Origin of the sequence: Ramlibacter sp. (genome assembly GCF_035554825.1) — a bacterium.
In the GTDB taxonomy this organism is placed as follows: domain Bacteria; phylum Pseudomonadota; class Gammaproteobacteria; order Burkholderiales; family Burkholderiaceae_C; genus Ramlibacter.
On sequence record NZ_DATMHS010000124.1, the window covers coordinates 1 to 23,488 of the forward strand.

The following is a 23,488-nucleotide window of genomic DNA, read 5'->3' on the forward strand; positions in this document are numbered from 1 at the left end:
GGACGATTCGTTGATCGAGGCCATGGTGTCCACCACCTGGCCGACCACCGTGCCGCCCTTGACGGCCACGTCGGCGGCCGACTGCGCCAGCTGGTTGGCCTGGCGCGCGTTGTCGGCGTTCTGCTTGACGGTGCCGGTGAGCTCCTCCATCGAGGCCGCCGTCTCTTCCAGCGAGCTGGCCTGCTCCTCGGTGCGCTGCGACAGGTCCTGGTTGCCGGTGGCGATCTGGCCGGAAGCGGTGGCGATCGCATCGGTGCCTGCGCGCACCCGTCCGACCAGCGTCCCGAGGCTGCCGTTCATGTCCTTGAGCGCCTGCAGCAGGCGGCCGGTCTCGTCGCGCGAGCCGACCTCGACCTGCACCGTGAGATCGCCCTTGGCCACGGTTTCGGCCACGGCCAGCGCGCGCCGCAGCGGCCGCGTGATCGAGCGCGTGCTCAGCCAGGCCGTGGCGGCCCCGAGCGCGAACACCAGCGCCACCGCCAGCATGACCCCGATGCGCGCGCGCTCGTATTCGACCGCGGCTTCGTGCGCGGCGGCGTCGGCCTGGGCGCGCTGGTGCGCCACGATCTGGTCGACGGCCGCGATCAACACGTTGCCGGCGGGTTCGGACTCCTTGAGAAACAGGTCCGATGCTTCCTTGGCCTGGCCCCCGTCCGCCAACGCCATGACCCGGTTGTTGGCCGCCGCCGCCGGCTTGAGCGTGGTGTCGATCCGGGACAGCAGCGCCCGCGTGAGCTCGTCGCCGGCGTTCTCGGCCAGCGCCTTCTTGGCCTTGCCGTAGGTGTCGCGCGCCGCGGCGATCTTGGCCTTCTGCGCCGTGGTGACGGCCGGGTCCTGGGCCTGCACGATGATGCTCATGCTCAGCATGATGTCGCGGATGGCCGCCGAAACGACGTCGGCGTGCTTCACCTGCGCCATGTGGTGGCCGACGATCTGCTCCAGCCGGCCCTCGATGCTGGCCATGGTGGCGACGCCGAGTCCGCCGATGGCGGCCACCAGCATCAGCAGGATGCCGAACGCGACGCCGAGGCGGGCGCCGATTTTCAGGTTGCTGAACTTCATGTTGTCTCCGGTTTGGGTTGGGACGCGGGTCGGTACCCGCGCTTGCGATGCGGGAAAGGTTGCTGGTCACCAGGCGCGCCGACCGGGTCGGCGCGCAGTGGCGGGCCGCTCCGGAGGCGTCACCTTGCATATCGGCCCAACCGGCCGGCCGATCAGCGCGGCAGCGCTGGCGTTTGACCTGGGTCAAATTTCGCCCGTGCCGGCGGCGCGGGCGCTGGGCCGCGGCGCACGCCGGCCCGCGCCGCCGGCCGGCCGTCGCGATCGATGGCCCGACGATCGGGCCGTCTATTGATGCACGTAGCGTGCATCTTTGCATACACTGGCGCTTTCGAGGACTGAGAGGACCGAGCCATGAACATCGACAAATTCAAGCACCAGCACGTCGAGATCCTGAACGGGATCGAGGAGCTGCGCCGCCTCGCCCGGCAGGGCATCGCGCAGAGCGCGCGGACGATCGCGGCGCGGGTCGTCAGCCTGAGCAGCGTGGTGCGGCTGCACCTGGCGGTGGAGGACCGGGTGCTGTATCCGTCGGTCGAGGCGACTGGCGACGAGCGGCTCAAGTCGATGAGCCGCAGCTACCAGGAGGAAATGGATGGCATTGCGACCGCCTACCTGTCGTTTGCGGCCAGGTGGCACACGGCGCCGCAGATCGAGAAGGACCCGGAAGGTTTTCGCGCTTCGGCGAACGTGGTCCTGAAGCAGGTGTTCGAGCGCATGCAGCGGGAGAACCGGGAGTTCTATCCGGCGATCGAAGCCGCCGCCGTCCCCGCCTAGGGGCAGCGGCCACGCGCCCGCGTGGCCGCGACGGGGAACCTCAGGCCGCGGCCAGCGCCGCCTGCGTGTGGCTGCCGGCCAGCACGATCGACAGGTGCGCCTGGGTCAGCGCGGCCTGGCGCGTGCCCTGCACGACCTGGGCCACCGGCAGATCGTCCAGGCGGAAGGCGCACAGCACGAAATTGCTGGTGGCGAGCTTGATGATCTGGGCGAGCGACATGCCGATCAGCAGGTCGGCCAGCTCGGTGCTGATGCCCAGGCGCAGCATGGCGCCCACCCGATCCTGGCGCAGCAGCTTCTGCGCCAGCAGCATGTAGGTGAGGTTGAGGTCGGCAATTTCCTGCGAGGCCTCGTTCGTTCCGTCAAACGTTTTCATGTGCGACAACCGGTTCCAGTTCGGCGGCGCGGCGGATCCGAGCCATGAACCCATTGTCACGGTCTGTTACCCAATGCAAGTAAGCAAATTGCTGAGCATGCAACAGTGTTTGGCGAATTGTCAGATCACGTCCTTCAGCAGCGTCCGCAGCCGCGTGATCGCCTGGTTGTGCAACTGGCTGGCGCGCGAGGGATTCACCTCCAGCACGGAGGCGATCTCGCGCAGGTTCATGTCCTCCTGGTAGTACAGGCTCAGCACCCGCGCTTCGCGCTCGGGCAGCTGGCCGATCGCCTGCGCCAGCCGGCCGCGAAACTCGGCGCCGAGCAGCGCGGCGATGGGATCGTCGCCCGAGCGGCCGCCCTGGCCGGGGGCGGCCTGCTGATCGAAGGGCGAGCCGTCGGCGTCGTCGCTCTTCAGGTCCTCCGCATACACCAGCTGGCAGCCCTGGATCTCGACCAGCAGCTCGTGGTACTCGTCGAGGCTCATGTTCAGGGCGCGCGCGATCTCGGGCTCGGTCGGCGCCCGGCCGGCCTGGTGCGAGGCCGACTGGATCGCCTGTTCCACCTGGCGGGCCGACTGCCGCACCCGCCGCGGCACCCAGTCCATCGCCCGCAGCTCGTCGAGGATGGCGCCGCGCACGCGCTGGCTGGCGAAAGTCGCGAACGACGCCGCCGTGTTCTCCTCGAAGCGCTGCCAGGCGTCGAGCAGGCCGATGCGGCCGGCCTGGATCAGGTCGTCGAGCTCGACGCTGGCCGGCAGCCGGGCCATCATCTGCACGGCGATCTTGCGCACGAGCGGCAGGTACGACTCGAGCAGGTGCGACTTGTCGATCGTTCCGCGGGCGGTGTACATCGCGCCTGCCCTTCAGGCCGCGGCGCGGCCGCGCGCGAGCGCACGGCTCGCGATGTCACGCCCCTGCCGCGTCCCTTCGGCGCCGTGCCGCAGGGCGCGCGCGACGCGCCGGAAGGCGCATGCCGCCGCGCTGCCGGGGTGGGCTTCGCAGACGGTCTGGTGGCGCCGCCCGGCGTCGCCCACCAGCGCGTCGGCCGGAATCCAGCCCAGGGGCTTGAGCGACACCGCGAGAAAGCGGCTGCTGGTGTTGACCACGTTGGCGATCACCACCTCGGCCTGCTGCTCGCTCGCCGCATTGGCCACCAGGAACTGGAAGGTCTGCAGGGCGTGGATGTATTGCATGCGCTTGAGTCCGGCATAGGTGGCCGTGATCGACGCCGCCAGCGGCTGCATCACCACCACCAGGTCGTCGGCCAGGCGCGCCAGCGGCGACAGCTGGCCGGCCGCATCGAGCGCCACGTCGATCACGATCAGGCCGCCGGGGCACAGCGCGCGCGGATTGAAGTCGGGCCGGGCAGCGCCGGCCGGCGCCGCGAGCACCTGCACGCCGGCCGCCACCTCGGCCGGTGCGCCGCGGGGGTCCAGGCGTGGCGGCGCGACGGCCCAGCTGGCGCAGGCCGACGCCGCGGCGCCGGCATGTTCGTCCAGCAGCAGCACCGGCCCGCCGTCGCGCGCCAGTTCCACCGCCAGGTTCATGGCGGCCGTGGTCGCGCCGACCCCGGCCGACATGCCGAGCAAGGCGACGATCCGGGGCCGCCCGGCGGTGAGCAGCCGGCGCAGTCCCTCGGCCTGGTCGACCGGTTGGCTCATGCCGGGCTCCCGGGCCGCGCCGCTTCGGCGGCATCCGCCTGGAGCGCGTCGAGCAGCGGGAACAGCTTGGCCAGGCCCTCGTACATGACGTTGCCCGAAAGCGGGCCGTCGCTGCGGCGGCCGGCCAGTTCGGCCAGCAGCACGCGGGTGCGCCCGGCCCGGTCGCCGGTCCGGTGCTGCACGCGCCAGGCGCAGGTCGCGACCTGGCCGGCGATCGCCAGCCGCCTGGTCAGCGCCGGCGTGCCCGGCTCGTCGATGCCGCCGCCCAGCAGCGCCAGTCCCTTGCCGGCCAGGCGCAGGCAGGCATCGGCGCGTTCGCTCCAATCCTGCCATTGCCACAGCCGGTCGGCGGCGATTTCCGCCGGCGCGTTGCTCAGCAGGAACAGGTGCTCCAGCACCTTGCCGCTGGCGGCGTCGGTGGTGCGGCGCACCAGGCAGCGCAGGACCTGGTCGGCGCCGCCGCGGCGCCTCGCCACCGTGGTCTCGGCCTGGGCCCGCAGCGCCGCCCGGCCCTTGAACACCAGCGGCTGCGCCGAGCCGAACGCCGGCTCGAGGCAGCACAGCGGCGCCGTGGCGGCCGGCCCGAGGTCGGTGACCAGGGTCGAGCCGCCGGCGCGCGCCAGCCAGGCCAGCCCCTCGGCGCTCCAGCGCGCCAGCTCGTCGCCGGCCGGCGGCCGCGGCAGCAGGTGCATCAGCGGCCGGCCGAAGTCCTGTTGCCGCAGCCACTGCAGCTGGCGCGCACCGCTCTTGGCGTCGCGGCTGGCCGTGAGCCATTGGTTGGGGGCGGCGAACGGCTCGCCGTGGCGATCCGAGAGCAGCACGCTGCCGTGCAGGTCGAAGCCGTGGCCGAACTCGTCGGCGTCCAGCCGGACGCGGCCGCAGACCGCCAGCACATGCGAGTCGCAGCCGGCCAGGGCCTCGGCCCGCGCCGCCTGCTGCAGCTGCGCCAGCGTCGCGTCGGCGTCGGGCTGGGCGGCCGGCTCGGATGCCCACAGGGCGTGGGCGGCAGCGAAGCCGACCTCGGCCTGCTCGAGCGAGCGTGCCGCGGCCGCCACTTCGCCGGCGTCGTGCGCCATGGCGCGGATCAGGCGCTGGTACTGTTCCTGGCGCCGTTCCGAGGGCGCCTCGGCCGCCGCGGCCGGGCCGCCCGTTGGCGGCGCGGCGTCCGGCGCCACGTGTTCCAGCAGATCGGGATCGGGGACGAACAAGGCGCCCGGCGCGGGACCGCGCAAGGCATCGTCGACCAGCTGGGCGCCGCTGGCGGCGACCAGATGCTCCGGCACCTTCTGGCCGTTGGAGACGTAGTGCACCGGGAGCCGGTGGCGGATCACCGTGTCGAGCAAGGCGCCGCGCGAGGCGGCTTCGTCGAGCTTGGTGAAGATGCAGCCCGCCAGTTCGTTGCCGTGGCCCGCGCGCTGGTAGGCGTACACCACCTCGTTGAGCGTGTCGCCGTGGCTGGCCGCGTTCAGCAGCAGCAGCCGCCTGACCGGCCGGCCCGCGCTGCACAGCATCGCGATCTGGTCCGACACCGCCCGGTCGCGCTGGCTCATGCCGACGGTGTCGATCAGCACCATGTGCTTGTCCTGCAGTTCGCCCAGCACGGCGTGCAGGCTGGCCGAGTCCTTCACGGCATGGACCGGCACGCCGAGGATCTGGCCGTAGATGCGCAGCTGCTCGTAGGCGCCGATCCGGTAGCCGTCGGTGGTGACCAGCGCCAGCTGCTCCGGCCCGAAGCGCATCACGCAGCGCGCCGCCAGCTTGGCCGTGGTGGTGGTCTTGCCGACGCCGGTCGGCCCCACCAGCGCGTAGACCCCGCCGGCGGCCAGCATGGCGTCCTCGTCCTGCTGCACCGGCAGCGCGCGCGCCAGTTCGGCGCGCACGAAGGCCAGCCCCTGGGCATAGCTTTGCCCCGGCGGCAACTGGCCCAGCATGGCTTGCGACAGCCGGGCGCTGAAGCCGGCGCCGAGCATGGTGCGCAGCAGCCGGCCGCGCACCGGGTCGCGCCGCTGCTGGTCGTTCCACAGCACGCTGGCCAGCCGCTCCTCGATCATGCTGCGCATGGAGTGCAGCTCGCTCAGCACCGCGTCGGGGGCTGCGCCGGCGGCCGCCGGCGGCGCGGCGTCGGCACCGGCAGCGGGGACAACGGCGGCAGCGGGGACAACGGCGGCAGCGGCGGCAGCGGCGGCAGCGGCGGCAGCGGCAACAACGGGTGCCGGCGGCGCCGCGGCCGCCATCAGCGACTCGGTGTCGCCTTCGGCCATCGCGATCACCTCGACGCCGTCGGTCACCGCCCGGCTCGCCAGGACGACGGCGTCGTCGCCGAGCGACTCGCGCACCAGGCGCAGCGCCTCGCGGCTCGTGGGGGCGCGGAATTTGCGGGGCGCCGGTGTGCTCATGGCAGTCAAGCTCTTGCTCCAATGGTCGCGGTGATCCGCAGCGTGCGTGAGTCGGGAATTTCAGCGTGCGACAGCACCTTCAGCTGCGGCAGGCTGCGGCGCAGGTAGCGCGACAGCAGCACCCGCAGCGGATGCTGCACGACGAGCACCGGGGCCAGCCCCATCTGCTCCTGGCGCGCCATCGCGGCCTGGGCCTGCTGCAGCAGGCTGTCGGCCAGGCCGGGTTCGATGCCGCTGTTGGCGCTCAACGCGTGGGTCAGCACCCGGTCGAGATCGGGTTCGAGGGCGATCACCTGCAGTTCGGCGTTGCCGGGGAAGGCCTGCTCGGTGATGGCCCGGCCCAGGGCCAGCCGCGCCAGCGAGGTCAGCTCCACCGGGTCCTTCACGGTGCCGGCGTGGTCCGCCATCACGTCCAGGATGGTGCGCATGTCGCGGATCGGCAGCTCTTCTTCCAGCAGGTTCTGCAGCACCTTCTGCAGCGTCGACAGGCTGACCACCTTGGGCACCAGGTCCTCGGTGAGCTTGGGCGACTGCTTGGCCACCTGGTCGATCAGCTGCTGCACCTCCTGGCGGCCGAGCAGTTCGGCGGTGTGGCCGCTGATCACGTGATTGAGGTGGGTGGCGATCACGGTGCAGGCGTCCACCACCGTGTAGCCGTACATCTGCGCCTGCTGGCGCAGGTTGGCGTCGATCCAGACCGCGGGCAGGCCGAACGCCGGGTCCTTGGTCGGCGCGCCCGGCAGGGTGCCGCTCACCTGGCCGGGATCGATCGCCAGCCACTGGTTCGGGAACGCCTCGCCCTGGGCGACCGGGACCCCCTTGAGGGTGATGACGTAGGCGTTGGGCCGGATCTCGAGGTTGTCGCGGACGTGGACCACCGGCACCAGGAAGCCGACCTCCTGCGCGATCTTCTTGCGGATGCTCTTGATGCGCCCGAGCAGCTCGCCCTGCTGCGCGCGGTCGACCAGCGGGATCAGCCGGTAGCCCACTTCCATGCCGAGCGGATCGACCAGCGCCACGTCTTCCCACGACACGTCCGGCGTTTCGGCGGCGGCGCCGGCGGCCGCCGCCGCGCCTTCGCCGCCCGCCTGGCCCGCCGGCTCGCCGCCGGCCCCGCCGCGGCGGGCGAACCAGAACAGCGCGCCCGCGATCAGCAGGAACGCCAGGTGCGGCATCCCGGGGATCAGGCCCAGCAGGCCGATGATGGCGCCGGTGAGCATCAGCACCTGGGGGTTGGCGAACAGCTGGCTGGTGAGCTGGCGGCCGACGTCCTCCTCGGTCGTCACCCGCGACACCATCACGCCGGCCGCCGTGGAAATCACCAGCGCCGGGATCTGGGCCACCAGGCCGTCGCCGATGGCCAGCAGGGTGTAGGTCTTGGCCGCGGTCGAGAAGTCCAGCCCGTGCTGCGCCATCCCCACCACCAGCCCGCCGATGATGTTGATCACCATGATCAGCAGGCCGGCGATCGCGTCGCCCCGCACGAACTTGCTGGCGCCGTCCATCGAGCCGTAGAAGTCCGCCTCCTGCGACACCTCGGCGCGCCGCTGGCGGGCCACGTCTTCGCCGATCAGGCCGGCGTTCAGGTCGGCGTCGATCGCCATCTGCTTGCCCGGCATCGCATCGAGCGTGAAGCGCGCGCCCACCTCGGCGATCCGGCCGGCGCCCTTGGTGATCACCATGAAGTTGATCAGCACCAGGATGATGAAGACCATCACCCCGACGGCGAAGTTGCCGCCGACCAGGAAGTGGCCGAAGGAGTCGATCACCTTGCCCGCCGCGTCGGGGCCGGTGTGGCCGTTGAGCAGCACGACGCGGGTCGAGGCCACGTTCAGCGACAGCCGCAGCAGCGTCGAGAACAGCAGCACCGCCGGAAAGGCCGCGAAGTCCAGCGCCTTCATCGTGTACATGCTGACCAGCAGCACCATCACCGCCATCGCGATGTTGAAGGTGAACAGGATGTCCAGGATGAAGGCCGGCAGCGGCAGCACCATCATCGACAGGATCATCACGATCAGCACCGGGCCGGCCAGGCCCTGGAGCTTGCGCGCCGACAGGGCGTCCGGCGGCAGGCGCAGCAAAGCGGCGAGCTGGTTCATGCCGGGACTCCCGGGTACTGCAGCGCCGGCGGAATGACCGGCGCGGCCGGCGCGGCGGGCTCGAGGCCGCCGTCGGCGCGCCAGCGGCGCAGCCGGTAGACCCACGCCAGCAGCTCGGCGACGGCGGTGTACAGCCCGGCGGGGATCTCCTGGTTCAGGTCGGTGTGCTTGTAGAGCGAGCGGGCCAGCGCCGGCGACTCCACCACCTCGACCCGGTGCTCGCGCGCGATCTCGCGGATGCGCTGGGCCACCAGTTCGGTGCCCTTGGCCACCACCCGCGGCGCGCTCATCGCGCCGTCGTCGTAGCGCAGGGCGACGGCGAAGTGGGTCGGGTTGGTGAGCACCAGGTCGGCCTTGGGCACCTGCGCCATCATCCGGCGGCGGGCCAGCGCCTGCTGCTGCCGCCTGATGCGCGCCTTGAGCTGCGGGTCGCCCTCGCTTTCCTTGTGCTCCTGGCGCACGTCCTCGCGCGACATGCGCAGCTTGCGGTACAGCGACCACAGCTGGTAGGGCACGTCGACCAGGGCGACCAGCAGCAGCGAGCCGACGATCAGCGTGCAGCAGCGCATCACCAGCGCCAGCACGTGGGGGATGGCCGCGCGCGGCGGCTGCGTCATCAGGTCCGCCATCGCGCCCAGGTTGTCCCTGATCGCGAGGTAGCCGACGCCGCCGATCAGCAGCGACTTGGCGATCGTCTTGAGCAGCTCGGCCAGCGCTTGGCCGGAGAACATCCGGCCCAGCCCCGCCATTGGATCGAGCTTCTTGAAGTCCGGCGCGATCGACTGCGGCGAGAACAGCAGGCCGCCCAGCATCATGGGCGCGAGCAGCGCCACCGCCGCCATCACCGCCAGCACCGGGGCGACCGCGATCAGGCCGTCGAACGCCTGGGCCCGCGCCAGCGCCAGCATGCTGGCCGGGTCGAAGGCGACGTTGCGCTCGAAGGCCAGGCCGTGCCGCAGCGTCGCGCCCAGCCGGCTTTCCAGCACCCCGCCGGTCAGCTGCAGCCCGCCCAGCGCCGCGGCGAGCAGGGCGAAGGTGACCCACTCGCGCGAACGCGCGACCTGGCCCTCCTCGCGGGCTTTTTCCAGCCGCCGCGCCGAGGGCTGTTCCGTCTTTTCGAGATCGCTTTCGTCAGCCATTCTGGTGATGCATGCGCGCGCGCAATGGCGCGCGCTTGCGGCTGATTATTCGCGGGGGTGAGCGGCGGCAATGGGCCAATCAGCAGCGGCTTGGCCGCTCTGATCGGCCGATGCAGCCTAGAACCCGAGGCTGGCCAGCAGGTCGTCCGCTTCCTGCTGGCTCGAGACGCCCGACGGGAGCCCGGGCTTGATCTGCGGCCCGTTCTGCAGGCTCTCGCTGTCCTCGGCCACCGCCTGGCCCTTGGGCACGTGATCGATCAGGACCTGCATCAGCTGGGTCTCGACGTCGTTGATCACTTCCATCATCTTCTTGATGACCTGGCCCGTGAGGTCCTGGAAGTCCTGCGCCATCATGATTTCCAGCAGCTGCCGGTTGATGGCGCCGGCCTGCTCCGGCACCGCGGCCAGGTAGCGGCGGGTGTCGGCGATCAGCTCGCCGGCGTCGGAGCCGGCGGCCGGCGCGTCGGCCGCCGCCCACCGCTGCTGCAGCACTTTCGCGTCGGCGGCCAGCCTTTCCTGCACCGGCTGCGCGGCATCGACCGCATTGAGCGCGCGTTCGGCGGCCCGCTCGGTCATGCTCGCGATGTAGTTCAGGCGGTCGCGGGCGTCCGGAATCGCCTCGGCCGCGCGGGCCACCTGGCGGTCCAGTCCCAGTTCGCGCATGCCGTCGCGCAGCATTCGCGTCAGGTGCCCGATGCGGCCGAGGATCTCGCCGGCGGCGCCGGGCTCGCTTGGGGTCAGGTTCTCGCTCATGTCGCGCCCTCAGCCCTTGGCCATCTTCTCGAAGATCTTCGTCAGCTTTTCCTCCAGCGTGGCCGCCGTGAACGGCTTGACCACGTAGCCGCTGGCGCCGGCCTGGGCCGCGGCGACGATGTTCTCCTTCTTGGCCTCGGCGGTGACCATCAGCACCGGCAGGGCCGACAGGGCCGCGTCGGCGCGGATCGCCTTGAGCATGGACAGGCCGTCCATGTTCGGCATGTTCCAGTCCGAGATCACGAAGCCGAAGTTGCCGCCGCGCAGCTTGTCCAGCCCCGCCTGCCCGTCCTCGGCTTCGTCGATGTTGTCGAACTGAAGTTCCTTCAGCAGATTGCGCACGATGCGCCGCATGGTCGGGAAGTCGTCCACGACCAGGATCCTGATGCTCTTGTCGATCACGGTCTCTCCAGTGTTCTCAAATCCGGCTGGTTCGCTCGCCGAGCGTCCGCAGGTGCGCCAGCACGGCATGCGCCATGTCCTGCAGCGGGTGGACTTCGGCCGCCGCGCCGAGCGCGATGGCTTCGCGCGGCATGCCGAAGACGATGCAACTGCCCTCGTCCTGGGCGAAGGTGTGGGCGCCGGCCTGGCGCATGCGCAGCAGGCCGGCGGCGCCGTCCTTGCCCATCCCGGTCAGCAGCACGCCGACGGCGTTGACGCCGGCGTTGCGGGCGGCCGAGTCGAACAGCACGTCGACCGAGGGGCGGTGCCGGTTGACCGCGTCGTCCTGGCTCAGGTGCGCCACGTAATTGGCGCCGCTGCGGCCCAGGGACAGGTGGTAGCCGCCCGGCGCGATGTAGGCGTAGCCCGGCAGCACCCGCTCGCCGTGCTCGGCTTCCTTGACGTGGATGCGGCACAGGCCGTCCAGGCGCTGGGCGAACGAGCGGGTGAAGCCGGCCGGCATGTGCTGCGCGATCAGCACGCCCGGGCAATCGGCCGGCAGCGGCTGCAGCACCTCGCGGATGGCCTCGGTGCCGCCGGTCGAGGCGCCGATCACGATCAGCTTCTCGGTGCTCAGGAACGGCTTGTGCAGCGGCGGTTCGGCGCCGCCGGAGACGGCCGGCGCCTGGGGCCCGCGGCGCGGCGCCGTGCGCAGCCGGGCGCAGGCGGCGGCCCGGATCTTCTCGCCGATCTCGTCGGCGTACTGCAGCAGCCCGTCGCGCATGCCCAGGCGCGGCTTGGTCACGAAATCGACGGCGCCCAGCTCCAGCGCGCGCATCGCGATCTCGGAGCCGTGCTCGGTCAGCGACGACACCATCACCACCGGCATCGGCCGCAGCCGCATCAGCTTTTCCAGGAAGTCGAGCCCGTCCATCCGCGGCATCTCGACGTCCAACGTCAGCACGTCCGGGTTCAGCGACTTGATCAGGTCGCGCGCGATCAGCGGGTCGGCCGCGACGCCCACCACCTGCATGTCGGGCTGGCTGCCGATGATCTCGGCCATCACCTGCCGGATCAGCGCCGAGTCGTCGACGCAGAGCACGCCGATCCTGCGGCTCATGCGGCGCCTCCGCGCTCGCCGGCCACGCCGCGCAGCAGGTCGATCTCCTGGCGCTCGACCTGGCTCACGTCCTGCGCCGCGCGCAACTTGCGCACCACGACCTTGCCGCTTTCGGCCAGAAAGCCGACCCGCCGCGGCTGGCTGCCGCCCAGGTCCTGCGCGTACAGATTGATCTTCTCGGCCTGCAGGTAGCGCAGCACGAACTCGGCGTTGCGGTCGCCCACGTTCAGCGACGGCATGTTGGGCAGCACCGCGGCACCGCCGAACACCTTGGCCTGCAGCCGCTCGCGGCGCGCGCCGGCCCGCACCAGTTCGCGCACCAGCACGTCCATCGCGTGGGTGCCGTAGCGCATGGCGGCCGGGTCGTCGGCGCCCTCCTCGGCCTCGTCGGGCAGCATGAAGTGGTTCATGCCGGCCACCCGGGCCAGCGGATCGTGCAGGCAGGCCGCCACGCACGAGCCCAGCACGGTGAGCAGCACGGCCGACCGGTTGGTCACGTAGTACTCGCAAGGCAGCAGCTTCACCGCCATGCGCCCGAAGTTGCGGTCGAAGTAGTGGTGGCGCGCGACGGCGGCCGGCATCTCGGCGCTCACGGTCCGCCCCGGCGCGCGGGCGCCAGCGAGTACACGGTCTGGCCGGCCGAGCGGAACAGCGGGCTGACCAGCGAGGCGTTCTCCGAATGGCCGGCGAACAGCAGGCCGTGCGGCTTGAGCAGCGGCGCGAACCGCTCCAGCACCTGCTTCTGGGTTGGCTTGTCGAAATAGATCATCACGTTGCGGCAGAAGATCGCGTCGAGCGGTTCCCTGACCGGCCACTGCGGGTCGAGCAGGTTCAGCCGCTCGAAGCTCACCATCGCGGCGATCTCCGGCTGCACCCGCACATAGCCGGCGTTGGCGCCCACGCCCTTGCGGAAGAACCGCTTGAGGCGCTCGGGCGACAACGGGCCGACCCGCTCCTGGCGGAACACGCCGGCGGCCGCATGCGCGAGCACCTCGGTGTCGATGTCGGTGGCGATGATCCGCGCGCTGGCCGCCCGCTCGCCCAGCGCTTCCACCAGGGCGATCGCGATCGAGTACGGCTCCTCGCCGGTCGAGGCGGCGGCGCACCACACGGTGACCGGGTCGCGGCTGCGGCGGGCCAGCTCGGCCAGCACCGGGAAGTGGTGCGGCTCGCGGAAGAACGAGGTCAGGTTGGTCGTCAGCGAATTGATGAACACCTGCCACTCGTCGCCGTCCTGGTGCGTCTCCAGCAGGTCGAGGTAGGAGGAGAAGTCGCGCAGCTTCAGCTGGCGCAGGCGCCGCGACACGCGGCTGTAGACCATCTCGCGCTTGTGGGCGCCCAGCGCGATGCCGGCGTGCCGGTGGATCAGCAGGCGGATGCGGGAAAAGTCGCGATCGGTGAGCGGAAATTCGGAGGTCACGGGCGGCGTGCAGAGCGGGCCGTTGAATGTAGCCACGCCCGGCGCCGGACAAAGCGCGGATGAACGACGGGAATCGCCCGCATCTCCGGGCATCACGTGACCTCGGACCGGCTGATCTCCTGGGCCCAGGTGACCGCCGCCAGGTGCGCCGCGTTGGCCTGGCTTTCGCTCATGAAGAGGCCGTCGACCAGGTCGCCCGCCCGCTCGGCGCCGGCCTCGCAGGCGAGCGCCAGCTCCAGGAACGGGCCGTAGACGCCGCCGTTGCCGAGGATGGCCAGCTGCACTGCGTCCTCCAGCTGCACCCGCTCCAGCAACTCCGTCATCGACAGCCGCAGCAGCTGGTCCATGACCGAGAACATGCCGACCAGGAACAGGTTGTCCGCGTGCTTCGCGCCGAGCAGGCCCTGCCCCAGCAGCTCGACGAAGCGGCCGCGGACGATCGCCTTCTTCATCAGGAACGGCGGGCTCGATTTGACGTCGGTGGTCATCAGCAGCACCGACAGCCAGCGGAACAGCCGCGAGTAGCCGAGCATCGCCACCGCGTGCCGCAGCGACTGGATCTGGACGCCGGCGCCGACCGCCGGCGAGTTGATGTGGTGCAGCAGGCGGTAGGTCAGCGCCGCATCGTGCTTGAGGGCAGCCTCGATCTCGCGCACGTCCTCGTTGCGTTGCACCATCTGCAGCAGCCGCACCACCAGCAGCGTCTGCGGCTGCAGCGGGCCGCGCGGGCTCGCGTCCTGCGGCGTCGGCACGGCCGGCGGCACCAGCACCGGGACCCGGCGCGACGCGCAGGCGTCGAAGCCGCTCCAGTCCGCCATGCCGGTGGCCACCGGATGCACCGGCCGGCGCGCGATCGAGCGGCAGGTGGCCAGCGCCGCGGCGTCGCCGGTGCCCACGTCGAAGTGGGTGATGAGTTCGCGCACCGCCGCCTCGTCCGGCAGCTCGCCGGACACCATGATCCCGAAACCCTCGGCCCGCAACGCCTGCAGCACCGGCAGCGCCTCGGGCCGGCCGAAGTCGGCCCCGCTCCAGCACAGCACGATGTTGCGCGCCGGCAGCCGGCCCCAGTCGATGCCGCGCAGCGCCGCCTCCAGCGTCATGTCGAACATGAGTCCCGACTTGCCCAGCAGCCAGCCGCGCTCGCGATGCACCAGCGCGTCGGCCACCGCCGTGACCAGCGCCTGCAGGGCCTGCCCGTCGTCCGCGGCCGCCCCGGCGCGCGGCTGCCAGCGCAGCCGGTAGCCGATGATCTGCTTCCTCGGATCGAGCAGCCACGAATAGGTGACCAGCCCCGCGCGCTGCGCCTGCGGCTGCGGCTGCGGCGGCAGCGCCGGCACGGTGGGGCTGAACGGCTCGGTGTCGGGGGTGGAGGCCGCCGCGCCCCGCGTCGACGCTGCGCCGCAGACGGGCTTGGAGCGGCCGAACAACGAGAGGCTCATGGCGGGTTCCTCGCTCAGGTTCAGGAAACGGCGACGTCGCGCCGGGCGGCGGCCGCCAGCAGCTGCTGGCTCGCCGTGCTGGCTCCGTTCAGGCGCTGCATGGCGGCCACGTCGATGATCAGGGCCACGCTGCCGTCGCCCAGGATGGTCGCGGCGGAGATGCCGGGCACGCGCCGGTAATTGGTCTCCAGGTTCTTCACCACCACCTGGTGCTGGCCCACCAGCTCGTCGACCAGCAGCGCGAAGCGGGCGTCGCCGGAGCGCACGATCACCAGGATGCCTTCCAGCGGGTCGGCCTTGGCGCCCGGCACCAGGAACACCTGGTGCAGCGGGACCAGCGGCAGGTATTCGCCGCGGACCCGGATCACGTGCGAGTCGCCGCGCACCGAGTGCAGGTTGTCGGCGCCCGGCTGCAGCGACTCGATCACGTAGTTCAGGGGCAGGATGTAGATCTCGCGGCCGACCCGCACCGACATCCCGTTCAGGATGGCCAGGGTCAGCGGCAGCACGATCCGGGTGGTCGTGCCGCGGCCGGCGCGCGAGGCGATCTCGACGTGCCCGCCCATGGCCTGGATGTTGCGCTTGACCACGTCCATGCCGACGCCGCGGCCGGAGATGTCGGTGACCTCCTCGGCGGTGGAAAAGCCCGGCGCGAAGATCAGCTGCCAGACCTCGTCGTCGGACATGGCGTCGCTCACCGGCAGCCCCTGCTGCGCCGCCTTGGCCAGGATCCGCTCGCGGTTCAGGCCGCCGCCGTCGTCGCCGACCTCGATCACGATGTTGCCGCCGTGGTGCTGCGCCGACAGCAGCAGCTTGCCGACCGGGTCCTTGCCCAGCTCCAGCCGGCGCTGCGGCGTCTCGATGCCGTGGTCGAGGCTGTTGCGCACCAGGTGCGTGAGCGGATCGACGATGCGCTCGATCAGTCCCTTGTCGAGTTCGGTTTCCTTGCCGTAGGTCTCCAGCCGCACCTGCTTGCCGAGCTTGGCGCTGACGTCGCGGATCAGGCGCGGATAGCGGCTGAACACCGAGTCCATCGGCATCATCCGGATCGACATCACCGATTCCTGCAGCTCCAGCGCGTTGCGCTCCAGGTGGCCCATGCCGCTCAGGAGCCGCTCGTACAGCACCGGATCGAGCAGCGATGCCGCCTCGGTGAGCATGGCCTGCGTGATCACCAGTTCGCCCACCAGGTTGACCAGCTTGTCGACCTTCTCGACGTCGACCCGGATCGAGCCGGACTCCTTGCCGCCCGCCGCCGGGGCGGCCCGGGCCGGGGCCGGTTCGGCCGCCGGCTCGGGCCGTGCCGGCGCGCTGGGCGCCGGGGCCGGCGCGGCGGCCGGCGCGCTGGTGATGCGGATCTGCGCCTCGTCGATGACGAAGCAGCACACGCCCGTGATGTCGTCCGGGGTGCAGGTGGTCTCCAGGTCGACCGCGAAGGCGGCGCCGGCGGCCTGCGACCTGAGCACGCTGCCGAGGTTGCCCAGTTCCTCCAGCAGCAATTGCTGGTCCTTCTCCGACAGGCCGGAAAACTCGATCTGCAGCACGCCGGCGCGCGGCGCCGGGGCCTGGACGGGCACCGGCGCCGGGGCCGGCTCGGCGCCTTCGCCGGACAGGTGGCGCAGGCGCTCGCAGGTCAGCGCCACCGCGGCGGCGTCAGGCTCCTCGCCGCGCCCGTAGGCGGCCAGCTGCTGCTGCAGCGCATCCTTCGTTTCCAGGAAGACGTCGACGATCGCCGGCGTGATTGCCAGCTCGCGGTGCCGCGCCCGGTCCAGGTGCGACTCCAGCAGGTGGGTGGTTTCCGCCAGCGCCGTGAAGCCGAAGGTGGCGGCGCCGCCCTTGATCGAGTGGGCCGCCCGGAACACCGCATTGAGCTGCTCGATGTCGGGATGGCCGGTGTCCAGCGCCAGCAGCAGCCGCTCGGCCTCGCCGAGCAATTCCGCCGCTTCGAGGAAGAAGGCCTCGGTGAACTGTTGAATATCCATGTCGTTGTCCGTCGGTTTCGCTGACCTGTGTCACTGGCGCGCGGGCGCCGGCACCTGCGCCGCCTGGACCACCGTGGCGCCGGCGGCCGGCGGCGGCGCCGGCCGCGCCGCGGCCAGCGGTCCGCTGACGGACCGGGTGGCGCCGGCCTGGCCGGTGTTCTCCTGCTCGATGCGCTGCTGGGTGCGCGCGTTGAGCACCACGATGCTGATGCGGCGGTTGATCGGGTTGCGCGGGTCGGCCTTGTCCAGGTGCATGCTGTCGGCCAGGCCCATCACCCGCAGCACCTTGGCGTCGGCCAGTCCGCCGGCGGCCAGTTCGCGGCGCGAGGCGTTGGCGCGGTCGGCCGACAGCTCCCAGTTGCTGTAGGCCCGGTCGCCGCTGGCGTAGACGATCGAGTCGGTGTGGCCGGCCAGCGTCACCTTGTTCGGCCAGCCGTTGATCACCGGCGCGAGCTCGCGCAGGATGGCGCGCATGTGCGGCACCACGCTGGCGCTGGCCAGCTCGAACATCGGCCGGTTCTCGCTGTCGACGATCTGCAGCCGCAGCCCCTCGGTGGTGATGTCCACCAGCAGCTGCGAGCGGAATTGCTGGAACACCGGGCTTTCCCGGATCAGCTCCTCGAGCCGGTCCTTCATGTCCTCCAGCGCCTGGGCGTCGCCGTCGTGGTCGGCATCGGCGGCGCTTTCGCGCACCTCGCCCGCCTTGTGCATGGGATCGGCGCCGCCGCCGGGGATGACGCTGCTGCTCAGGCTGCTCTTGGGTCCGCCTTCCAGCGCCACCCGCAGCGGCATCCGGAAGTGCTCGGCCACGCCCTGCAACTGCTTGGGGGTGGCGCTCGACAGCAGCCACATCACCAGGAAGAAGGCCATCATGGCGGTCATGAAGTCCGCGTAGGCGATCTTCCAGGCGCCGCCGCCATGGCCGTCGCCGCCATGGCCGCGCCGCTTGACGACGATCCGTTGCTGTTTTTCTTCCTTCATCGCGCCGGCCCTACTTCTGCGCCTTGACCTCGCGCACGTGCACGTCGAGCTCGCTGAACGAGGGACGTTCCGTGGAATACAGCACCTTGCGCCCGAACTCCACCGCCATCTGCGGCGCGTAGCCGTTCAGGCTGGCCAGCAGCGTCACCTTGGCGCACTCGTAGACCTTCATGCTCTCGCTGAGCTTGTGGCCGATCACCGAGGCCAGCGGCGCGACGAAGCCGTACGCCATCAGCACGCCCAGGAAGGTGCCCACCATGGCGTGGCCGATCAGGGCGCCCATTTCGTTGGGCGGCAGGTCGGCCGAGGCGAGCGCGTGCACCACGCCCATGACGGCCGCGACGATGCCCAGCGCCGGCAGCGCATCGCTCACCCGCGTCAGGCTGTGCATCGGCCCCTCGCCCTCGTGCCGGATGGTTTCGATCTCGTGGTCCATCAGCGCCTCGATCTCGAACGCCTCGGTGTGGCCGCTGATCACCAGCCGCAGGTAGTCGCAGATGAACTCCATCAGCTTGGGATGGGCCACGATGGCCGGATAGCGGCCGAAGATCTCGCTGCTGGCCGGGTCCTCCACGTCGGACTCCAGCTTCATCATCCCTTCCTTGCGGGCCTTGGCCAGCAGCTCGAACAGCAGCGCCAGCAGGTCCATGTAGAGCTGGCGGTCGTAGCGCGACGTGCGCAACAGCCGCCCGAGCTCCTGCAAGGTGGCGCGGATGGTCTTGCCGTTGTTGCCGGCGATGAAGGTGCCGACGGCCGCGCCGCCGATCATCAGCAGTTCGACCGGCTGGAACAGCACGCCGAAGCTGCCGCCCATGATCGCGTAGCCGCCGAACACGGCGCCGACGACGACGAGATAACCGATCAGGAGCAGCATGGCCGGGATTCCGTGGGTGCGCGCGGCATCAGTGCAGCTTCGAGGCCGGGGTGGCCGGCGCGACGGCGTCCTGGCCTTCGGCCGGCGCGCTGTCGACGAGGTCCGTCAGGCGCTTGGACCGGCTCGGCTTGCCGGCGCGCGACGGCGGGCGGCACAGCACGCAGACGTAGCCGCTGCGGTTTTCGTAGGCGTGGGTGACGAACTTGCCGGTGCAGCGCGAGCAGGCGGTGAGCTGCAGCATCTTGCTGGCGAAGAAGCGCACCAGGGTGTAGGCGCGCGTGAAATCCAGCACCGGCGCCTCGCCCTGCAGCTGGATCTGCTCCAGGTACAGCTGGTAGGCCTTCATCAGCGCGTCCAGCTTGTCGACGCCGCCGTTCTCGACGATGTAGTGGTTGTAGATGTTGTAGAACAGCGACGCGTGGATGTTGGCCAGCCACGTCATGTACCAGTCGGCCGAGAACGGCAGCAGGCCCTTGGGCGGCGACACGCCCTTGATCTCCTTGTACAGGCGCACCAGCCGCTCGCGGCTCAGGCTGACCTCGGACTCCAGGAACTGGAGCCGGGCGCCCAGCTGGATCAGGGTGCTGGCGAGCTGGACTTCGCGGGCCTCTTGCAGAACGCTGCGGGTGGTCATGCGGGAACTTCCTCTTCCGGTTCGAGCCGTGATTCGTGGTGCCGGGCGGCCAGCACGATGAAAAGATGGGTTTGCTGCAGCCAGGCCTGCTCGCCCGTGGCGAGCACGGCCGGCATGCCGTGCGCGGGCCGCAGCCCGCACAGCAGCGCGTTGGTGGACGCGAGCTTCAGGATCTGCGAGGGCGACAGGCTCAGGACGAAATCGGCGAGCTCGCGCGTGATCCCCAGCCGCAGCATGCCCGCGGCGCGGTCCTGCCGCAGCAGCTTCTGCGCCAGCAGCATGTAGGCGATGTTGAGGTCGGTGATTTCATCTGCGATTTCCTGGTGCGACATCGATGCTCCGCGTCTGTCACGAGTGTGTCAGCGTGTAAATACGGCGTGGTAGGCAAGAAGCCTAAGCACGCGAGGGAATTGGGAAGCTTCAGGCCGCATGGTCGTGTCCCACGGCGGCCGCGATGCGGCGATCGACCCGGGCCAGCCAGGTCATGACCTCGGCCACCGCCTGGTACAGGTCCGGTGGAATCTGCGCATCCAGGTCGACCTGCATCAGCAGCCCGACCAGCTGCGGCGACTCGTGCACGTACACCTCGCGCTCGCGCGCGATCCGCATGATCGATTCGGCGGTCGCGCCGTAGCCCTTGGCGACGACGACCGGCGCCTTGCGCCGGTCGGCATACCGCAGTGCCACCGCGGTGGGGCGGGCGCCGTCCGGGCTCGTCATGGCGTCCCCGTGGCGACGATCGCCAGTTCCGGCAGCTTCAGCCCGGCGCCGGCCAGCTGCAGCTGCAGCTCGCCCTGCGCCGCGCGCAGCGGGGCGTCGGCCGCCGGCGCCGCCGCCACGCGGCCGCGCAGCTGCGCGCCGGCCAGGCTCAACCGGACTTCGACCGGGCCGAGCGCCGGCAGGGCGACGGCGAAGGTCGTCGACCAGCGGCGCGCCGGCGCGCCGTCTCCATCCTGCGCCGCGTCGGGCGTCGCTTCTTCCTGCACCGCCCAGTCCATCGGCACGCCGGGCCAGGCCTCGCCGCTCCAGCGGAACACCCCGGTCGCCAGCACGTCCAGCTGCTGCGCGACCAGCGTCCGCGCCTGCGGGTGAACGATCTCGGCCCGGCGCTCGCCGGCCGGCGCATCGTCCTGGCGCGCCGGCGCGTCGGTCGCGGCGTCGCCGGCCCGCCCGGCGGCGGCGCCGCGCGGGCCCCACGCCGCCTGCGGCTCCTGGCGCAGGGTCGCGAGCTCGAACGAGCCGCTGGCGGCCCGGGCCAGATGCGATTCGTAGAAGAGACCGCTGCCGGCCAGCGCGTCGGCCAGGCCGCGGCCGAGCGCCGCCGCGCTCGCAGCGCGATCGGCTGCCAGCGGCGCGGCGCCGCGCACCGGACCGGCCGGCGCCGGCAGCTGCGCCAGCAGCTCGCTGATCGCCAGCCCGGTCGCCGACAGCGCCTGGGCCGCTGCCGGGCCCGGCGGCGGCGCGACGGCAGCGGGCAGCGCCTGCTGGCCCGCGGCCTGCGGCAGCAGGCGAACGTCGTTGGCCACGGCGGTGACGGCCGACGGCGGCGCCGGCGCGGTCACCGCGCCCGCCGACGGCAGGCGCAGCGCGTCGGCGGCGCGCGGCGCGAGCCGGTCTGCCAGCAGCGTGTCCGCCAGGGCCGTCGGTGCGCTCATGGCCGGCCGCTCAGGCGGCGCCCCGGTAGGCGCCGTGCAGTTTCTGCTGCCGGTGCAGTTGGTGCAGCTCGTGCATCAGCCGCTGGCATTGCGGCCGGATCAGCTCCTGCAGTTCGTGCTGGTCCGACCGGATGCGCGTGAGCAGCGCCACCACGCGGGCGCGGTCCATGGCCGCCAGCTCGGGATGCGGCTCCATGGCCCGCAGGCGGTCGACGAAGGCCGTGCATTGCTGGTCGAGCGCCGGCAGCCGGGTCCATTCCCTGGCCCGCGCCAGTTCCAGCATGTGCGTCACCGTGTGCGCCAGCTGCGCGTAGCAGTGCACGACGTCCAGGTCGGTTTCCATGAACCGGCTCTCACGCAGCGACGGGCTGGGCCGGGCGCGCGAGCGCCGGATCGATCTCGCGCCAGGCCGAGGCGACGGATTCGAGCAGGCGCGCGGCCTCGTCCAGCGCGGCCGGGTCGTTGTGCAGGTTGCCGGCCATCAGCCGGCGGATCACGTAGTCGTACAGCTCGCCGAGGTTGCTGGCCAGGCGCGCGCCTTCGGCGCCGCCGGCCTCGGCATCGAGGCTGGCCTTCAGGCCGTTGGCGACGATGTTGATGGCCCTGGAGATCGCCTCGCCCTTGGGCTTGACCCGGCCCTCTGCCATGTGGTGCCGCGCCATCGCGATGGCGCCGCTGGCGCCCTCGAACAGCATCGAGATCAGCTGATGCGGCGAGGCGCTGCCGGCGGAGGTTTCGACCCCGAGTCGCGCATACATGGTGGCGCCGCGGTGCGACGCGGGGCTGGCATAGCTCATGGTACTTCCTTACTTCGATTTCGATGTGTTGAGCGACGCGAGCTGCTGCGTCAGGTAGTTGCTGGTCGCGGTCATGCTGCTCACCACCAGGTCCAGCGCCTGGAACTGCTTGCGGTACTGCGCCAGGCTGGCGTCGATGCGGTCCTGGGTCCGCGCCAGGTCCTTGTCCAGGTTGGCGATCGTCTTCTTGGCGCCGGCCATCGCGATGGTCAGCGCGCCGTCGCGGTCCTCGCCGTCCTTGTCGTCGGTGAAGGCATGGATCACGGCGGCGAACCGGCGGCCGATGCCGGTGGCGTCGCCACTGTCGTTGCCGGCGAACAGGCGGGTCACGCCGGTCGGGTTGTCCGCCAGCGCCTTGGAGAGCTTCGCGTCGTCGATCTTGAGCGTGCCGTCCTTCTGGAAGGCGATCCCGATGTCCGACAGGCGCGCGGGATCGCCCGCCGCCCCGGCATGGCTCTCGAAGACCGTGGCGCGCAGTCGCGCCTGGACCAGCCGCGCCGTCGAATCGCCCAGCAGCACGCCGCTGTTGCCGCCGGCGTTGTAGGCCGTCAGGTCCCTCAGCTTGTTGGACAGGCCGTTGTATGCGTTCACGAACGCGGTGACGGCGCCCTTGACGCCGGCGGTGTCGCGCTGCACCGTCACCGTGCTGGCGCCGACGTCCGCCAGGGTCATGGTGACGCCCTGGATCGCGCCGGCGACGCTGTTGGTGGCGCTGGTGACGGCGACGCCGTTCACGGTGAGCGCCGCGTTCTGGGCCGCCACCGTCGTCTTCAGGTTCTGGGTGCCGGCCGGGTCGTCGGCCAGCAGGGTCTGCAGGTCCGCGTTGAGCGGCTGGGCGTCGCTGCCGTCGTCGGCCACCGCGACCCGCATGGTCGCATTGGCGCCGGTGGCGCTCGAGGCGAGGACCAGCCGGTTGCCGGTCCCGTCGTTGATGATGCTGGCGCTCACCGCGCCGCCGGCGGCCTTGTTGATCGCGTCGCGGATGTCCGCCAGCGAGGTCTTGCCGTCGGCGAGGTCGACGGTGATCGCGGGCTTGGCGCCGTTCGCCGTGAACACGGCGCCGGCATCAAAGGTGCCGGTGGCGGCGTTGATCGCCCGGTCCACGGTCCCGAAGTCGATGGTGATCCTGGCCCCGCCGGCGCCGATGGCGCCGGTGGTGGTGGCGACTTGCGCGGTCACCATCGACTGCGCCTTGGCGATCGCGGTGACGTTCACCGCATAGGTTCCGGCCGAGGCGGTCGTGTCCGAGCTGGTGCCCAGCACGGCGGTGGCGCTGGAAGCGGCCTTGAACCCGTTCATGAAGTCGGGCTTGGCGAGCTGGTCGCTCGCCGTGAGCATGCCGGACAGCATGCCCTGCAGCACGCCGTAGGCGGAAAACCTGGAGGTCTGTTCCGACTGGCGCTGCTTGATCTGGTACAGCGGCGCCTGCTCGGACGCCGCGATCTTGTCCAGGAGGCCGTTCAGGTCCATGCCCGAACCGATGCCGAGGCTGCCGATGCTCGCCATGTGATGGATCTCGTGTAGTGTGGATGGAGCGAGAACTGCCGCTCAGACCGACTGGTCGACCAGATGGCCCAGCACCCGGTCCAGCGACCGGGCGATCTGCAATGTGGCTTCCGACGGAATCTGGCGCAGCACGTCGCCGCTGTCGCGGTCGACCACCTTCACCACCATCCGCTCGCTTTGCTCGTCCACCTCGAAGCGCAGGCTGGTCGACAGCACCTTCAGCGCCTGGTTGATCTTGTCGACGGCGGCATCGACCTGGCTTGCTGCCGGACCGGCCGCCGGCTCGGTGGTCGATCGGTCGCCCGGCACGCGGTCGGGCGCGTTCGCCCGGTTCATGGCCTGCGAGCGGCTCCTGATCAGGGCGAGCACGTCGTCCTGCAGTTGCTGGCGCGAAGCCTGTTGCGCAGCGTTGATCTTCACTTTCCGACTCCTGGCCTT

The 23,488-nt window shown here is 71.2% G+C and carries 25 protein-coding genes; 1 reads left to right on the forward strand and 24 read right to left on the reverse strand.

Annotation, left to right across the window (positions count from 1 at the left end; translation table 11 throughout):
* Window positions 1-1,062 (reverse strand): methyl-accepting chemotaxis protein (locus VNT59_RS15055; protein ID WP_325499477.1); only part of this gene is annotated, 1,062 nt, incomplete at its 3' end.
* A gap of 351 nt (window positions 1,063-1,413) precedes the next feature.
* Here VNT59_RS15055 and VNT59_RS15060 point away from each other — a divergent pair.
* A complete protein-coding gene (locus tag VNT59_RS15060) occupies window positions 1,414-1,836 on the forward strand; it encodes a hemerythrin domain-containing protein (protein ID WP_325499478.1) in 423 nt (140 codons plus the stop codon).
* A gap of 40 nt (window positions 1,837-1,876) precedes the next feature.
* Here VNT59_RS15060 and flhD (VNT59_RS15065) read toward each other — a convergent pair whose 3' ends face one another.
* From flhD (VNT59_RS15065) to VNT59_RS15175, 23 genes are all read right to left on the reverse strand, one after another.
* Window positions 1,877-2,212, reverse strand: a complete 336-nt coding sequence (gene flhD / locus VNT59_RS15065; RefSeq protein ID WP_325499480.1) for a flagellar transcriptional regulator FlhD — start codon at window positions 2,210-2,212, stop codon at window positions 1,877-1,879.
* A 120-nt stretch (window positions 2,213-2,332) separates the two neighbouring features.
* Window positions 2,333-3,064, reverse strand: coding sequence for an RNA polymerase sigma factor FliA (locus VNT59_RS15070; protein WP_325499482.1), 732 nt, complete (start codon window positions 3,062-3,064; stop codon window positions 2,333-2,335).
* A gap of 12 nt (window positions 3,065-3,076) precedes the next feature.
* Window positions 3,077-3,874: a flagellar biosynthesis protein FlhG gene (locus VNT59_RS15075; protein WP_325499484.1), complete on the reverse strand. Its 798-nt coding sequence runs from the start codon at window positions 3,872-3,874 to the stop codon at window positions 3,077-3,079.
* Window positions 3,871-6,270: a flagellar biosynthesis protein FlhF gene (gene flhF, locus VNT59_RS15080; protein ID WP_325499486.1), complete on the reverse strand. Its 2,400-nt coding sequence runs from the start codon at window positions 6,268-6,270 to the stop codon at window positions 3,871-3,873. The genes VNT59_RS15075 and flhF overlap by 4 nt, the downstream gene beginning before the upstream one ends.
* Before the next feature lie 5 nt (window positions 6,271-6,275).
* Window positions 6,276-8,369, reverse strand: coding sequence for a flagellar biosynthesis protein FlhA (gene flhA, locus VNT59_RS15085; protein WP_325499488.1), 2,094 nt, complete (start codon window positions 8,367-8,369; stop codon window positions 6,276-6,278).
* The gene (gene flhB / locus VNT59_RS15090) at window positions 8,366-9,508 is read right to left on the reverse strand and encodes a flagellar biosynthesis protein FlhB (RefSeq protein ID WP_325499490.1); all 1,143 of its coding nucleotides are present in this window, start codon (window positions 9,506-9,508) and stop codon (window positions 8,366-8,368) included. The genes flhA and flhB overlap by 4 nt, the downstream gene beginning before the upstream one ends.
* Window positions 9,509-9,625: 117 nt before the next feature.
* Window positions 9,626-10,261, reverse strand: a complete 636-nt coding sequence (cheZ, locus tag VNT59_RS15095) for a protein phosphatase CheZ (protein WP_325499492.1) — start codon at window positions 10,259-10,261, stop codon at window positions 9,626-9,628.
* A 9-nt stretch (window positions 10,262-10,270) separates the two neighbouring features.
* Window positions 10,271-10,663, reverse strand: a complete 393-nt coding sequence (gene cheY, locus VNT59_RS15100) for a chemotaxis response regulator CheY (RefSeq protein ID WP_325499494.1) — start codon at window positions 10,661-10,663, stop codon at window positions 10,271-10,273.
* Window positions 10,664-10,679: 16 nt separating this feature from the next.
* The gene (locus VNT59_RS15105; RefSeq protein ID WP_325499497.1) at window positions 10,680-11,762 is read right to left on the reverse strand and encodes a chemotaxis response regulator protein-glutamate methylesterase; all 1,083 of its coding nucleotides are present in this window, start codon (window positions 11,760-11,762) and stop codon (window positions 10,680-10,682) included.
* Window positions 11,759-12,355 carry a chemoreceptor glutamine deamidase CheD gene (gene cheD / locus VNT59_RS15110; RefSeq protein ID WP_325499499.1) on the reverse strand — a complete coding sequence of 199 codons (597 nt, stop codon included), beginning with the start codon at window positions 12,353-12,355 and terminating at the stop codon, window positions 11,759-11,761. Before cheD ends, VNT59_RS15105 begins: the two co-directional genes overlap by 4 nt.
* Window positions 12,352-13,182 (reverse strand): CheR family methyltransferase, encoded by an 831-nt coding sequence (locus tag VNT59_RS15115; protein WP_325499501.1) that lies wholly within the window; start codon window positions 13,180-13,182, stop codon window positions 12,352-12,354. Before VNT59_RS15115 ends, cheD begins: the two co-directional genes overlap by 4 nt.
* Before the next feature lie 92 nt (window positions 13,183-13,274).
* Entirely contained in the window at window positions 13,275-14,621 is a 1,347-nt protein-coding gene (locus VNT59_RS15120) for an EAL and HDOD domain-containing protein (RefSeq protein WP_325499503.1), read from the reverse strand.
* A gap of 20 nt (window positions 14,622-14,641) precedes the next feature.
* Window positions 14,642-16,603: a chemotaxis protein CheA gene (gene cheA, locus VNT59_RS15125; RefSeq protein ID WP_325499505.1), complete on the reverse strand. Its 1,962-nt coding sequence runs from the start codon at window positions 16,601-16,603 to the stop codon at window positions 14,642-14,644.
* Window positions 16,604-16,633: 30 nt separating this feature from the next.
* Window positions 16,634-17,584 carry a flagellar motor protein MotB gene (gene motB / locus VNT59_RS15130; protein WP_325499507.1) on the reverse strand — a complete coding sequence of 317 codons (951 nt, stop codon included), beginning with the start codon at window positions 17,582-17,584 and terminating at the stop codon, window positions 16,634-16,636.
* Window positions 17,585-17,594: 10 nt separating this feature from the next.
* Window positions 17,595-18,458 (reverse strand): flagellar motor stator protein MotA, encoded by an 864-nt coding sequence (gene motA / locus VNT59_RS15135; protein ID WP_325499509.1) that lies wholly within the window; start codon window positions 18,456-18,458, stop codon window positions 17,595-17,597.
* 28 nt (window positions 18,459-18,486) lie between these two features.
* Window positions 18,487-19,092 (reverse strand): flagellar transcriptional regulator FlhC, encoded by a 606-nt coding sequence (flhC, locus tag VNT59_RS15140; RefSeq protein WP_325499511.1) that lies wholly within the window; start codon window positions 19,090-19,092, stop codon window positions 18,487-18,489.
* Entirely contained in the window at window positions 19,089-19,424 is a 336-nt protein-coding gene (flhD, locus tag VNT59_RS15145) for a flagellar transcriptional regulator FlhD (protein WP_325499513.1), read from the reverse strand. The genes flhC and flhD (VNT59_RS15145) overlap by 4 nt, the downstream gene beginning before the upstream one ends.
* Before the next feature lie 88 nt (window positions 19,425-19,512).
* Window positions 19,513-19,812: an EscU/YscU/HrcU family type III secretion system export apparatus switch protein gene (locus VNT59_RS15150; RefSeq protein WP_325499515.1), complete on the reverse strand. Its 300-nt coding sequence runs from the start codon at window positions 19,810-19,812 to the stop codon at window positions 19,513-19,515.
* Complete coding sequence (locus tag VNT59_RS15155; protein WP_325499517.1) at window positions 19,809-20,747, reverse strand: flagellar hook-length control protein FliK; 939 nt, start codon at window positions 20,745-20,747, stop codon at window positions 19,809-19,811. The genes VNT59_RS15150 and VNT59_RS15155 overlap by 4 nt, the downstream gene beginning before the upstream one ends.
* Before the next feature lie 10 nt (window positions 20,748-20,757).
* On the reverse strand, window positions 20,758-21,090 hold the full coding sequence (locus VNT59_RS15160) for a flagellar protein FliT (protein ID WP_325499519.1): 333 nt from the start codon (window positions 21,088-21,090) through the stop codon (window positions 20,758-20,760).
* 10 nt (window positions 21,091-21,100) lie between these two features.
* Window positions 21,101-21,544 (reverse strand): flagellar export chaperone FliS, encoded by a 444-nt coding sequence (gene fliS / locus VNT59_RS15165; protein ID WP_325499521.1) that lies wholly within the window; start codon window positions 21,542-21,544, stop codon window positions 21,101-21,103.
* 9 nt (window positions 21,545-21,553) lie between these two features.
* Complete coding sequence (gene fliD, locus VNT59_RS15170; RefSeq protein WP_325499523.1) at window positions 21,554-23,050, reverse strand: flagellar filament capping protein FliD; 1,497 nt, start codon at window positions 23,048-23,050, stop codon at window positions 21,554-21,556.
* A 42-nt stretch (window positions 23,051-23,092) separates the two neighbouring features.
* Window positions 23,093-23,470: a flagellar protein FlaG gene (locus VNT59_RS15175; RefSeq protein WP_325499525.1), complete on the reverse strand. Its 378-nt coding sequence runs from the start codon at window positions 23,468-23,470 to the stop codon at window positions 23,093-23,095.
* Window positions 23,471-23,488: the final 18 nt, after the last annotated feature.